The sequence below is a fragment of the Exiguobacterium sp. s57 genome (assembly GCF_018617685.1).
GTDB lineage: Bacteria > Bacillota > Bacilli > Exiguobacteriales > Exiguobacteriaceae > Exiguobacterium > Exiguobacterium marinum.
The window spans coordinates 424842-438067 of record NZ_JACSKR010000001.1 but is presented as its reverse complement, the minus strand read 5'-3'; the positions used below and the strand labels follow the sequence as shown (position 1 = coordinate 438067).

Below are 13226 nucleotides of genomic sequence, written 5' to 3'. Positions count from 1 at the left end.
ACCCCGCCCGTCCAGGGTGAGGTCTGTTTATAGGTTAAGCATCCATACGATCTAACAATTTTGAGAGTAAAATGAGTTCGTCATCTGAAAAATCAGTAAACACTTCTAACAAATATTCGATTTTCATGCTCTCTAGCGTCTCAAACAACTCACGACCGGCATCGGTCGCCTGAAGTTCAACGACACGGCGGTCACGCTCGCTACGCTCGCGAGAGATTAAGCCCTTTTTCGTTAACTCATCAGCGAGTGCTGTAATCATTGAAGCCGAAAATTGAAACTCGTTTGACAGTGCAGAGGCGATTTGAGGACTCTGTTGACAAAGAGAACGTAGAATGAAGAATTCATTGCGGGTCAAGTATTGTGAGAACATCGAACGGAGATTTTTTTTAACTCCGCGATAGTTCATTCGGATTCCACGTTCAGCATCAGCGACGAGCTGACGACGTGAAGTGGTCTGTACAGGTGTGGTCATCCTCTAAACTACCTCCTAGTTTAATATTATTCATATATACTTCAGAACATAGAAACATTCTACATTAAAAAGGTGTTGTCTGTAAAGTTATAGCGGCTCGTCTTTCACTCTAATTTGTTGAATGATGTCTTCGTAATGCTTTAGGTCCGGGTAGAAGCGTCTAAAGAAGAATTCGATTTGCGATTCATCTCCTTCTGCCAGAAGTTTTGCGAGCACGGCGTAAACAACTCCCATTCCTTGTCTTGGTAAAAGAGAAGAAGGAAGAAGCGTCGCACATTGGATGGCTTGCGTGAAATAAGTTGAGAGCGTATCACTTAAGTCTTTGAATGTCCGAATATCTGCGTAATGGAACATGCGTGTCAGTTCGACGATGGCCGAGAGGTCGGTTTCGAGTAACCACTCACTCTTAAAGATGGCGTTATCCAACTTTTCAACGACTTTGTCATTCGCGATATAATAATTCAAATTATCACGTGTAATCGCCACTTTCTCAGGAGACTCAAGAATCTGTTCCACCGTTTCTTGTTCGAATGTCCTTAATTGTTTCCGGATGTTCACGAACTCAGAATCAGCAATCTCCAACAGACCGGCGACTCGGCTGAAGCTGCGTTTAATCTCAGGCGGGACAGCGTTGGGATTTTTGTATCCAAGGTCATGCTCAATCTCAGCCCAAGCATGTTGCAAAATCGAGCGGACTTGAATCTCTGCCTCTTTTTCCGCAAAGCGACGATATTCGCCAAGTGCGAGTCGTTTGTCACTCAACTCCACGACGTAATGTACAGAAAGATAACCAAATTCATTGGAGTCAAGCAATGTCGATTTATCAATCGATTGTTCTCGATCGATGGTGAACTCATCTTCTAAAATTTGGGCAACAGTCCTCACATCATCATGAAAGTACGTAACAATACGAATTCCTGCCAAATCCTGTACATCACGTAAGGACCGATATTGGTAAGGTTTTCGGGATAGCTTCGCAAATAGACTATCTGCTTCTTTGGCACGGGCAACGATTGAATGAAACTGAATACCGGCTTCTGTCAATAGTTCGCTGAGGAGTGCTTTCAGCTTCGTCGCAAATGCTTCATAGTCTTCCTTTTCATTCAAATATTCGAGCATGATTGTATTTAGATCTTGTTTAGGCACGAAAATCACTCCTTTTCTCTATCAATAGTATATCATCTCAAACGAGAAACGATATGGTAGCATACGTATGATGAGAGGTTTGAAAGGAGATGATATATATGCATGTCTTTCAATCGGCAGAGAAAGAGAAGATTGAAATCATCGCAGGCTTATTGCAACAGGCAGGATATCGGATATCCCGTATCCGAGAAGACGAGAATCAGTTCACGGTAACCGCTCGATTAGAAGGACGAACAGGGATAGAGGATGAATGTGAGCGAATTCAGGGAATCGTACAACATTTTGATATCGAAGTGTGGGCAATCCACGAATAAACCATAGGGGTTCATGTTTATCACCTCACTTTTGGGGAATAGTAAAAATAGTAAAATTATGAGTGTGAACGTCTAGGAGGATGGGGCATGATAGAAACAAGAGTAGTGAATGATATGACGACAGTCGACCATGAAGTAAATGAAATGGTTTCAGGAGGTTGTGTGAACGAACACATCTATTTGTTCGCAAAAGACGAGGAATTGACAGTTCGATTGGCTGCAGAGGCGGGTGTTCAATCGTATCGTATCCCTGAGAAGGGAATGTTTGAGTCGCTTCTCTCCAAATTTACAAGCAATTCAGATGATCGAATGGAACAGATGGAGAGCCTTGGGTTAACAAAAGAGATGGTAGATTCACTCGAACGTGAGATTCAGGACGGTAAAATTGTTTTAGTTTGCGATAAATGACGATGGACCGGTACCCCGGTCCATTTTTATTTTGTTTGGTAGTATGCATTCACAATGCGACGTAATGATTGATGATCGAGTCGAAGTGGTGAGAATCCTGCATCCCGAAGCAACTGCTTCGTATTTTCATCATAGAACTTAATATTGCGATTCAAGTACGGATTGAATACTTTGACCATATCGTTAAAAGACTGTTCGATGGAACTGAGTGTGGATGTCGGTGTCTCAGAAATCATCAAATGTGGGAAAGATAATGACTCTTTCATAAAATCGAGCATCGTCTCATTTCGTGGGGGCGTATCATTCGTCACGTTATAGATGGTACCCGCTTTCGCATGCTCAATGGCTGCTAAGAGCACATCTGTCACATAATCGACCGGAACGAGGTTCGAAGTACCTGTTGCAGATCCAATCAGGCGAAGGGACTCAAAATCGTGACCCCGGCGCTCAAGTTTGCGTTTGAATAGCTCGAGGGCGCGCATGTATCCATACATCGTAAATTTTGAATCAGCCTCACCTGTCTTTGAGTCGCCGACGATGATCGCCGGTCGGAAGATGGAAACCTCAAGCGCTTCACGCGAGTCCCAGACCGCCCGTTCGGCGTGCGCCTTGCTCTCTTCGTATGGGTTTAAAAATGATTGCGACACATCGTACAAAGTCTCACCACCGATTTCTTTTGCGCCGAGCGTATAGGCCGTACTCACATGGAAGAAGCGGCGGCAATTGAGCGCCTTGGCCAATCGCAGGGCCTCTTTCGTCCCGGTCAAATTGGTTTCAAACAGAGCTTCACGTAGTTCTTCATCAAATTTGACGAGTGCCGCCATGTGTAGAAATAAATCAACCTTTCCTCTGTGAGAGTCGATGAAGCGTTCATCAGCACCGAGTGCATGCGCCGTCAAATCCCCTTGCAATATATCTATCATCTCACGTTCCTCAGTCGTGAACTGAGCGTTTACCTTTTCTGGCGTTCGTGCGAGCATACAGATGCGATGCCCACGACCAATCAACTCTTTGGCGAGACGTCCTCCTAAAAATCCAGTTCCACCAGTCATAAATATATACAATCGCGTTCTCCCTTTCTGTGACATTCTGCATCCATCATATCAAGTCTCGGCTGATGTAGCCACTTTGCCTCTTTTGAAATTTCATGTTTAGAAAAAAACGAAGTCGGTTATGAACTATAGAGAAGCGTACGAACGGTGCGTAAAGACAGCTTGCCTGTCAAATCCATTGAAGTGAGGTTTTTTTGAATCATGGCAAATCTATTCGGAACAGACAAGGATGACGCAAAGAAGAAGCAACAAGACATTGAGAAAACGGTACAAGAGAAAAATGTTACCCAAATCCATCTATACTTTTCAGATGTACTCGGTGATTTGAAACTCTTGACGCTTTCGGCAAAATTGTTGCCAGAAGTATTTGAAGGAAAAACGATGTTTGATGGCTCCTCCATCAATGGGTTCTCTTCCATCAAAAACTCTGACTTATTCTTGAGACCGGATTTAGATCGTCCACGGTATGAACAAGATGGTGATGAGAATATTTTGGCATTCTTCTGCGATGTTTGCACACCAGAAGGCGAACGATACGAATATGATCCCCGGAACGTATTGAAAGATGCGCTCGAACGTGCCGCCAAAGACGGCTATTCGGTATTCGTCGGTGCAGAGCCAGAATTCTTTATTTTTGACGAAAACGGCGAGTTTTATGATGAAGCTGGTTACTTCTCGACACGTTCAGAAGACAAAGGCTATGAAGTACGTCAACATATTGCGAATCGGTTGAGTGAAGTCGGATTTAATATTGAAGCGGTCCACCATGAAGTCGCCCCGGCACAACATGAGATTGGCATCAAATATGACGATGCACTCCATACTGCGGATAATATCCAGTTCTTCAAAGAAATCGTCAAGATTGCTGCGAAAGAAAAAGGGGCATCTGTTTCGTTCTTACCAAAACCGTTACGTGACGTGAACGGTTCGGGAATGCATCTTAATATCTCGGTATGGAAGAATGATGAATCCGGTAACCCGACAAACAATGCGTTCGACGAAGTTGATGCGGACTATGGCCTCTCAAAAACAGCTCGTCATTTTATCGAGGGAATTTTAAAGCATGCCCGCGCCACTGCCATCTTTACAAACCCGCTCCCTGAGTCGTACGAGCGTCTCGTTCCTGGATTTGAGGCTCCAGTCAATATTTGCTGGAGTCCATCGAACCGCAGTTCGATGATTCGTATCCCGGCTTCTCGTGGAAGTGCGACACGTGTCGAAGTGCGTAATCCTGACCCGAGTGCAAACCCATACTTGGCACTTGCTGCGCTCATTTATGCTGGACTCGAGGGAATCGAACAGCAACTTGTTCCGTCTTCTCCGAATGAAGACGACTTGTTCGAATATTCAGCAAAACAGATTGAGAGCCAAGGAATCGCATCACTCCCGGCAACGTTCCATGAATCGATTCAATCCCTGAAGCAAGACAACTTTCATGACTACTTTAATCACAATATGGTCGATCGTTACTTGTCACTCATTCAAGTACGAAAATAAAAACAAGCCAGCCGCTCTTCAGCGGCTGGCTTGTTTCATGATTAATGAATACCACGCATGTACACTTTGATTTTTGGTGCGAGCGCGAATAGGATCAAACTTAAGACGATGGCAGCACCACCGATGATTCCGAAGTATAGCATTTCATTCTCTGGTGAGTAAAATTTGACGAGCTGTGCGTTAATTCCTTGTGCAGCAGCATTTGACAAGAACCAGAGTGACATCGTTTGAGCAGAAAATGCGGCTGGGGCGAGTTTTGTCGTAGCTGACAAACCGACCGGTGATAAACTGAGTTCACCCAAGACGACGATAAAGTAACTCAAGACGAGCCAGAGCGGGTTGACGAGGGCATCTGGACCGCTGAAATAAGCAGGAAGTAAGATGACCAAGAAACTGATTCCTGCAAACAAGATCCCAAATGCGAACTTCGTCGGGATGCTCGGCTCGCGATCTCCTAGATGTACCCATAACCAAGCGAAAATCGGTGCGAGTAAGATGATGAAGAGCGGGTTCAATGATTGGAACCAAGCCGGTGACAATGTGAAACCGAAGAACTCAAGGTCAGTCCGTGTGTCCGCATAACTTGCGAGGATTGTTGCCCCCTGCTCTTGAATTGCCCAGAACATGACGGAAGCGATAAAGAGCGGGATATAAGCAATAATCCGAGACCGCTCGACTTCTGTTGTTTTTGGACTGCGATACATCATAATGAAATACAATGTCGGAATCGCAATTCCGAATACTCCGACAAGCGAGATGAACGTATTGATCGTGAACCAACCAAGTGGAATCAAAATCGCAAGTAGGATAGCGATTGCGATAGTGGCGATACTGACGATTCGAATCGTTTTCTTCTTCTCTTCAGGCGTCAACGGGTTTGGAACATATGACCCGGCTAGACCGAGATTTGTCTTACGGGTCAGGACGAAGACGACAAGACCGACGAACATTCCAATCGCGGCAAGGGCGAAGCCCCAATGGAAACCATAGTCTTTTTGTACTTGTCCGACGATGAGTGGTGAAATAAACGCCCCCAAGTTAATTCCCATGTAGAAGATACTAAATCCAGCGTCACGGCGGCGGTCCGTCTCGCTATACATATCTCCAACAATGCTTGATACGTTTGGTTTTAATAAACCAGTACCGATGACAATTAACGCCATCGAAATGAACAAGAAGACGACACTTCCCGGAATTGAGAGGACGATGTGTCCGAGCATGATGAACACACCACCGTAAAAGACTGCACGTGACGTCCCGAATATCCGGTCTGCGAGCCATCCCCCAATGACTCCTGACATATAGACGAGCGCACCATAGACGGACATGATCGATAGCGCGACGTTACGGTCGAGCCCGAGTCCTCCTTCAGAAACCTCATAGTACATATAGAATACGAGGATGGCACGCATTCCATAGTATGAGAAACGTTCCCAAAATTCTGTGAAAAACAATGTGAACAATCCTTTCGGTTGTCCTAAAAAACCTTTTTGTGGAACGCTATCCACAATTGTTTGTTTATCGATCCTTTCCATGAAAGATCCCTCCTTAACCGTTTTATCATAAAAAGGATTATTATGATTGTAAAGTGAAATTGAAAGATAATTTCAAATTTTAATAAATATGAAAAGAAACAAAAGACCACATCTCATAAAAATAGAGAGTGGTCAATGAGTGATTAAGCAGTCTTTTGTTTTGCTTCGGTTGATTGGACGTAGCGTCCGAGTTGCCAGTAAATAATGCCTGATAAGCAACTCGCACCACCAATCAAGATTAGAGCGATGTGCCCGGCACGATTATCAAAAAAGACACTTGCGATAATAGGTGCCGTGACTCCACCGATCAGCCACTGGACACTGGCAGCGCCGTTGTAGGCGCCGCGCATATTCTCCGGAGCAATCAAGGCGATGAACGTTTGTTGAACAGGGGACATGATCATCTCACCTAACGTGTAAAAGGCATAAACGGCGAGTAAGATACCTACGAGGGGCACATATGGCGTATCAAGTGCGAACAAAGTTCTTGGCACAATCGCCAATAAGATCATGCCGATACCAAATACGGTCGCTCCGGCCAACATGACTTTACCAAATGGTCTATTCCCAAGTTTTGATGCGATCGGGAACTGGAAGAGTACGACCATGATTCCGTTCAATGCTAAAAGATAAGGGAACGGATTTTGTTGTGCGGTATACGTCGGAAGCGATTCTTTTAAAAAGAGTGGCAGCATGCTCTCGACGACTGAAAATCCCATCGATATGAATATACCTGCAAAGATGAAAATAAGAAAAACGCGATCGTTGTAAAATACGCGCAACACTTCTCGGTTACTCGGGGTTTCATCTTCTGTAAATTCCGGCAACGATTCTCTGATAAAGTATCCGAGTGTGAGCGCATATAAGGCAAAGACGAACGCTGCTGTAAAGAAGATGAGCTCACGGTCGATGAACAGCACCGCGCTCCCGAGAAGCGGTCCGAATGCAGCACCGATATTATGCCCCATCCGTAAGAGTCCGAATGCTTCGTTCATATGCTCAGGCTCCGTGACGTCAGCGACCATCGCGCTTGCCGCAGGGTGGAAGAGTGAGTTCGTCAACCCGAGCATTGCGTTCAATAAAAGGAGTGGCCAAAACGAGTCAGCGAAGGCGAACCCGACGAGAGCGAGTGCGTCCCCTATGATGGCGATCATCATGATTGGTTTTCGACCATATAGGTCAGCAAGCCGTCCCCCAATCATCGAACCGAGTAGGGCCATGATGGGACCCGTCGCCATAATGATTCCGACTTGAAGGTAGCTGTCTAACTGATCACTATAATAAAGGACTAAGAATGGGGCAATCATGAACATCATGATTCCCGTGATCGTCTCCCCTAAGAAACGAATCCAGATGTTGCGGTCGAGCCGCTTGAGTGTTTGAAACATACAGGTCACCTGCTTTATTAAATTTATGATACACAAAAGGGACGTCATATGCATAAAGGCATACGACGTCCCACATTGTTTATGCATGCCTAGATAGGCAGGCATCTTAGATATAAATCAATCGAAGAGGTGCCTGCCAATCAGTATGAACTTGAGTGAATGCTTTCGAAGATACTACTGACATAGGAACCTCTCCTTTCTTTTAAATATTAATCTTCTTTTCAACTGTATGACACATTTGTTTAATATGTCAACAATTTCATGGGGAGAATCAAAGTAACTCGTTCAAATTTTTCCGATTCAGTCGATAATCGATGAGTCGGGACAAGACAACTTGAATCATGGCCGTGATTGGGACACTCACGAACATTCCGACCAGTCCGAATAGACTGCCTCCGATGATGATTGACGTGATGACCCAAAACGGGGTGATGCCGACACTACCCCCGAGAATCTTCGGTCCGAGCCACAACCCATCAAACTGTTGCAACAAGAAGATGAACAGGAGCACGAGCAGTGCCGTGAACGGATCATAGAAATAGGTGATGATGAACGCAGGAATCATCCCGAGGAGCGGTCCGACGTAGGGAATAAAGTTTAAGACGCCGACGATGATCCCGAGGAGTAGCGCATATGGGGCACCGATGATCAAGAGCCCGATGACTGCCAATACTCCAATGATTAGACAGTCGAGCGACTTGCCGATAATGTATCGTTTAAAGATGTAATCCATCTCTTGAAAGATATCGATTGTCGTCTTCGCAGTACCAACGGGTAATAGCGCGTAGAGAAGACGCTTGAACATCCGGGCAAAGACTTCTTTGTCCTTCAAGAGATAGATGGAGATCACAATCCCGATTAAGAAGTTAATCAGTGTCATCGTGAAGCTTGATACATAACTGACGGACGAGAGGACGGCCAATTCAACCCATCCTGAATAACGTTCCTCGAAGCGGGCAAAATCAATCGCCTGAGCAATTGTCGCGTTATAATCTCTCAAGTAATTATTCACCTCACCTAAAAACACGTCGATTTGACGAATATATACCGGTAACTCATCGATGAGTGATGACAGACTCGAGTAAATCCGCGGGAACAACGTGACGACCGAAATCGCCAAGATGCCGATGAACGTGATATAGACGATAAGTAGTCCCTGATACCGCTTCAAGTGGAACCGTTCTTCAATATAGGAGAGAACGGTGTTGAGTAACAAGGCGATGGCAATCCCCATGATGATTGGGGTCAGTAACTGGAACGTGTACTGTAAGACACGTGAGATGGTATCCGGTTCACTGATGACACGCCATAAGACGAGTAAAATCAGCCCGATTACACTCAGTTTCCAAATAAGTTGACGATTAAGCTCCAATGCTCTATCCCCTCATACAAATATAATTTTTCTACTCTTTTACTATGAATGTTTTTTGAAAAGGATTCAATAGATGTTAACCTTGAAAATTTTCTAACATAGGAAGTATACTGACGAGACAGAACGGGTTTGTTTACGGTGAAATGTCGAGCGTCATCAACTTCATCCACTCGATTCTATTCATCCAATACAGTCATTAGGAATCCGATTGGCAGCCAAGTTAAAACGTACCTAAAAAATAATCGTGTCGCCTTGGCGACACGATTTATGCGTTGTGGAGCAAGCGTTTCAGTTCAGCGATGCGGTCATTCCGAGGAATGAACGTTCGAATTTCCTTTTCACTGAAGCCGACCTGGATCCGATGATGATCGAAGACGATCGGACTTTTTAAGATTTGGGGATTCGAGGCGACAAAACTGTATAGTTCCCGTATCGACATCTCGTCGAGCTTCTCTGCAGCTTGTTTATAGACACTCTTTTGGACCGACAACAAGTCGGTCGTCCCATTCTCGGTCAGGCTTAACATCTCTTTAAATTCGCCAAAGGACAAACCTTGGTCGGTCAATTTCTTTTCGATGAAGGGGATGTTTTGTTCCCGCAACCAATCAATCGTTTTTCTAGAAGAACTACAGCTCGTATGCGTGAATACCGTGACCGTCACGACAACCACTTCTCCTTTACATCAGTTTGGTTCTAACTATTATCTCTTTTTATACGTTGTGTTTCAGGATTATGTTTCAAATCACATACAGTTTCTTTTTGATTGAAGAAGACTTCGTTCGGGTACAGTTCTCATGAACAACACGCTAAGGAGGAATCAAGATGTTTGATTATACCGTGCAATCTGATCGCACTGTGGATGACGTTGTCGTTCGACTCGGAGAGGCATTGAAAGAGGAATCGTTTGGCGTATTATGGGACTTTGACTTGAGTGAGACACTTGAGAAAAAGGGTCAAGCGATTGAAGGAAAGTATCGCATCTTAGAGGTATGTAATCCGAAAGCGGCAAAAGAAGTACTATCCGAACGATTAGAGGGAGGTTATTTCCTTCCATGTAAGATTGCGGTGTACGAAAAAGACGACCATACACGAATCGGCATGCCGAAACCGACAGCATTGATTCGACTCATCGATGACGAATCGTTACAAGCCGTTGCAGCAGACGTCGAATCTAGATTGCAACGTGCAATCGACCAAAGCAAGTAATAATTCTACCTTCCGCTCAAGAAACATGGGCGGAATTTTTTCGTATAGAACAGTTAGATAATGGTAAAATTGGATAGTACGATGACTGGAGGGGATTTTGTGTCCAAGCGAGGTATTGCGATGCTTGTAGGAGCATCACTATTAAGCGCATGCGGAACATCTGACATAGAAGTGATTCAATTAGACTATATAGAAGACCAATGGAATGTCGAAAGTTATTCAAAAGAAGGGGAAATCGTTCCGATTTACGAAACGAAAGAAGTGCTTGCGGCATGTGAAGGAGAACGACCGACCGAGCTTAAGGGGAACGTCACCGTATATCAAACGGTGATTGCAGGAAGAGAAGAACTCGTGTCTAGCCTTAATCCTTATATGATGAAAGTGGTCACATATTTAGAAGGGGACGAGCGCTATGTCGTTTGTCGAGAGAGCTATACGAATCAATTGATGGCTGAAACGGTTGACGCGTTCCCATCCTTTGTGGGGACATCTGAAGGCAACAGAGTTCCTCGATTACCTAGCATTGATCAAACGCCGTCATCTTTAAAGGACAAGTTAGCGGAAGCAGACGTGCTAGACTTTGATGGGAAACAGATTACCCCGCTCCCGCATACGTTACTAGAGGTCACCCCGGCACTATACGGCAATCTTGAAATTGAACTTGATGGTAAAGTGATCAGACATCCAATCGCCCAATTTGAACCGATTGGAATCGAGATGCCGAATCAACAGATTGCCATTGGATATGATAAAAAATCGTTTCGTCCATACATTCTCTACTCATATGACGGTCATTATTTTATGCCACATCCTATTGAGTTTGTAGAGCTGAAGGACCCCGAGTCAAAAGAAAATACTGTCTTTTCTGAATTAAGTATCCAGTCCATCGTGGAATCTCGTGAACTCAATGAGAAAGAGTCTATTCCCTTATATGAATTCACGTATATTAAAAAAGGACAGCAAGTGACTGAAACAATGTCGGCACGTTTCGTGCCCGGCACGTTGCTGAAGGAAGATGAAGAGCCTACCCCGATGTTCGAGGATTGGATGCCTGCATATGAAGAAGGACCAAGAGTCATTGCACATCGTGAAACGTTTGACGGAAAAACACTAAGTCATCCTGACTTTCTCGAGGCATCGAAGAAAGAATCCAAAGAAGTCGTGAAGATACTAGAGGAAGCCGTATCGGTCAATCGTTCAGGAGAGTCTTTAGACTTTCGATACTTAACGTTAATCGATGGATTGAAAGGTCAAGAATTCGAAATCAGTTATACACAACGTTCCAAAAAAGTCGATATTTATCTGACAGATCCGCTTCGTGATCAAACGTTTAAACTATCAAGCGAAGGGGCGGAAGCGTTCTTAGACATCTTTCCGCGGATGAGGGAGTCGTTATGAAACGAATCGTATTCATATTGTGTATGGTTGGCTTATTAGTAGGTTGTGGTACTCGAGAAACCGATGTCGTGCAGCTAGACTATATGCCAGAGCAATGGGTTGTGAGAGATTTGTATTCGGGTCGGATGGATGCTAAGTCGGAGACGTGGGCGAGTCATATCCTCGGTGCATGCACAGGCAAGCCGATCACACAAATTGAAGGGGATGTGACGGTTTTCAATTCATATGCTTTGAATCGGAAAGTAATGATATCAGATTATGATCCAAACAACTATAAATTAGTGACCTTCCTAAAAGGAAAAGAGAATTTTACCATTTGCTATGATGGCGATTATTCCAAAATGAAATTAGGAAAGATAGATGACATACCCGATTTTCTTGATTTGACATCCGGTGTGGAGGTTCCGCACGTCCCTTTGATCAAAGCGGGTACGAAAGAGGAGGAAAAAGTCGCAGAGCAGAGTGATCCTTCAGAATACCTTGGGATGCCGATTAATCTATTCGAAGAGACCATGGTTCACGTGACCACCCCATTAAATGGAACAATCGGATTAACAATCGGAGAACAACAAGGCCTCTTTCCAATCTCATTCATTGAGCCATATAATGCTCAAATGGGAACCGCGAAAATTGCGCTTGGCTATAATGACAAATTGAAACAAGCCTATTTTTATTTCAAGGCAACAAACGGAGCCACATCAATCCAACCGTTTGTTGTTTGGGATGAGGATGAATTTGGACATGAACCCATCCAGTTCGAAGGATTACAAGTCGAGCGGGTACTTCAAACAGACACACTCGATCCAGGTGTAAAGACGCCTCTTTACACATTCTCATACAGGAAAAATGGGAAGCGTGTGAAAGCCGATGTCAGCTTAACGTACACGAAAGGCGAGTTTGCCACAAAAGAAACCATTGACGAAGATATCATTGCGAACCCTTCCGTACCGCGCGGCCCATTCTTCTTTCTCCATAAAACACCGTTGGATGGAGCGGCTACATTGGAGTATCCGGACACATTGCGTGCGGCAGGAATCGACATGTCTGATTTGATGAACGCATTTGAGGAGGCAGAGCCTGTGGATCGAGCTGGGGAAGTGGGGGACTATCCGCTTCTCACCATCATCGAAGGATGGAAAGGACAAGAGTTTCAGTTAAGCTTCAAGAAACGGTCTAAAAAAGTGGATGTCTATGTAACAGATGAAACACGAGGCCAGACGTTCAAACTGACAAGTGCCGGTGCAGAAACCTTCTTCTCTTACTTTCCCGATTCAAAGAAATAAAGGCGCCTTTTGGCGTCTTTATAAATGGTAAATACTTCAAACTCAAGATATTGACCTTATGTATAAAAAGTGTGAGATGGGACACCATTCGTTACGTTACACTGTAATTCATGATTTCGTACGAATATCCTATTGAAAAGAAAGGTCGGTATTGA

The 13226-nt window shown here is 44.4% G+C and carries 13 protein-coding genes; 6 read left to right on the top strand and 7 right to left on the bottom strand.

Annotated elements, in window-relative coordinates:
- Nucleotides 1-34: 34 nt before the first annotated feature.
- Together KNO98_RS02235 and KNO98_RS02230 are read right to left on the bottom strand one after the other, a co-directional pair.
- On the bottom strand, nucleotides 35-472 hold the full coding sequence (locus KNO98_RS02235) for a MarR family winged helix-turn-helix transcriptional regulator (protein ID WP_026825940.1): 438 nt from the start codon (nucleotides 470-472) through the stop codon (nucleotides 35-37).
- Between the two features lie 87 nt (nucleotides 473-559).
- Nucleotides 560-1618 (bottom strand): GTP pyrophosphokinase, encoded by a 1059-nt coding sequence (locus tag KNO98_RS02230; protein WP_026825941.1) that lies wholly within the window; start codon nucleotides 1616-1618, stop codon nucleotides 560-562.
- A gap of 98 nt (nucleotides 1619-1716) precedes the next feature.
- On the opposite strand from KNO98_RS02230, the gene KNO98_RS02225 reads away from it, so the two are divergent.
- Complete coding sequence (locus tag KNO98_RS02225; protein ID WP_214698648.1) at nucleotides 1717-1932, top strand: PH domain-containing protein; 216 nt, start codon at nucleotides 1717-1719, stop codon at nucleotides 1930-1932.
- A gap of 87 nt (nucleotides 1933-2019) precedes the next feature.
- Complete coding sequence (locus KNO98_RS02220; protein ID WP_026825943.1) at nucleotides 2020-2340, top strand: YflT domain-containing protein; 321 nt, start codon at nucleotides 2020-2022, stop codon at nucleotides 2338-2340.
- Between the two features lie 26 nt (nucleotides 2341-2366).
- Here the strand turns inward: KNO98_RS02220 and KNO98_RS02215 are convergent, their stop codons facing one another.
- Complete coding sequence (locus tag KNO98_RS02215) at nucleotides 2367-3404, bottom strand: SDR family oxidoreductase (protein ID WP_214698641.1); 1038 nt, start codon at nucleotides 3402-3404, stop codon at nucleotides 2367-2369.
- Nucleotides 3405-3593: 189 nt separating this feature from the next.
- Between KNO98_RS02215 and KNO98_RS02210 the strand changes: the two genes are divergently transcribed.
- Complete coding sequence (locus KNO98_RS02210; RefSeq protein ID WP_026825945.1) at nucleotides 3594-4889, top strand: glutamine synthetase family protein; 1296 nt, start codon at nucleotides 3594-3596, stop codon at nucleotides 4887-4889.
- A 41-nt stretch (nucleotides 4890-4930) separates the two neighbouring features.
- Here the strand turns inward: KNO98_RS02210 and KNO98_RS02205 are convergent, their stop codons facing one another.
- The 4 genes from KNO98_RS02205 to KNO98_RS02190 form a co-directional block, all read right to left on the bottom strand.
- Complete coding sequence (locus KNO98_RS02205; protein ID WP_214698634.1) at nucleotides 4931-6424, bottom strand: peptide MFS transporter; 1494 nt, start codon at nucleotides 6422-6424, stop codon at nucleotides 4931-4933.
- Nucleotides 6425-6567: 143 nt separating this feature from the next.
- Nucleotides 6568-7812, bottom strand: a complete 1245-nt coding sequence (locus KNO98_RS02200) for an MDR family MFS transporter (RefSeq protein WP_026825947.1) — start codon at nucleotides 7810-7812, stop codon at nucleotides 6568-6570.
- A gap of 271 nt (nucleotides 7813-8083) precedes the next feature.
- Complete coding sequence (locus KNO98_RS02195) at nucleotides 8084-9184, bottom strand: AI-2E family transporter (protein ID WP_026825948.1); 1101 nt, start codon at nucleotides 9182-9184, stop codon at nucleotides 8084-8086.
- Nucleotides 9185-9449: 265 nt separating this feature from the next.
- A complete protein-coding gene (locus KNO98_RS02190; protein WP_026825949.1) occupies nucleotides 9450-9845 on the bottom strand; it encodes a Spx/MgsR family RNA polymerase-binding regulatory protein in 396 nt (131 codons plus the stop codon).
- Between the two features lie 161 nt (nucleotides 9846-10006).
- On the opposite strand from KNO98_RS02190, the gene KNO98_RS02185 reads away from it, so the two are divergent.
- From KNO98_RS02185 to KNO98_RS02175, 3 genes are all read left to right on the top strand, one after another.
- The gene (locus tag KNO98_RS02185; RefSeq protein ID WP_214698632.1) at nucleotides 10007-10390 is read left to right on the top strand and encodes a DUF302 domain-containing protein; all 384 of its coding nucleotides are present in this window, start codon (nucleotides 10007-10009) and stop codon (nucleotides 10388-10390) included.
- 99 nt (nucleotides 10391-10489) lie between these two features.
- The gene (locus KNO98_RS02180) at nucleotides 10490-11788 is read left to right on the top strand and encodes a hypothetical protein (RefSeq protein WP_214698630.1); all 1299 of its coding nucleotides are present in this window, start codon (nucleotides 10490-10492) and stop codon (nucleotides 11786-11788) included.
- Complete coding sequence (locus KNO98_RS02175; protein WP_214698628.1) at nucleotides 11785-13071, top strand: hypothetical protein; 1287 nt, start codon at nucleotides 11785-11787, stop codon at nucleotides 13069-13071. The genes KNO98_RS02180 and KNO98_RS02175 overlap by 4 nt, the downstream gene beginning before the upstream one ends.
- Nucleotides 13072-13226: the final 155 nt, after the last annotated feature.

What these genes read in the sequence shown, in the direction of transcription:
- KNO98_RS02205 (WP_214698634.1), bottom strand. Translation starts at nt 6,424, where the DNA reads ATGGAAAGGATCGATAAACAAACAATTGTGGATAGCGTTCCACAAAAA.
- KNO98_RS02200 (WP_026825947.1), bottom strand. Translation starts at nt 7,812, where the DNA reads ATGTTTCAAACACTCAAGCGGCTCGACCGCAACATCTGGATTCGTTTC.
- KNO98_RS02175 (WP_214698628.1), top strand. Translation starts at nt 11,785, where the DNA reads ATGAAACGAATCGTATTCATATTGTGTATGGTTGGCTTATTAGTAGGT.
- KNO98_RS02225 (WP_214698648.1), top strand. Translation starts at nt 1,717, where the DNA reads ATGCATGTCTTTCAATCGGCAGAGAAAGAGAAGATTGAAATCATCGCA.
- KNO98_RS02185 (WP_214698632.1), top strand. Translation starts at nt 10,007, where the DNA reads ATGTTTGATTATACCGTGCAATCTGATCGCACTGTGGATGACGTTGTC.
- KNO98_RS02235 (WP_026825940.1), bottom strand. Translation starts at nt 472, where the DNA reads ATGACCACACCTGTACAGACCACTTCACGTCGTCAGCTCGTCGCTGAT.
- KNO98_RS02210 (WP_026825945.1), top strand. Translation starts at nt 3,594, where the DNA reads ATGGCAAATCTATTCGGAACAGACAAGGATGACGCAAAGAAGAAGCAA.
- KNO98_RS02220 (WP_026825943.1), top strand. Translation starts at nt 2,020, where the DNA reads ATGATAGAAACAAGAGTAGTGAATGATATGACGACAGTCGACCATGAA.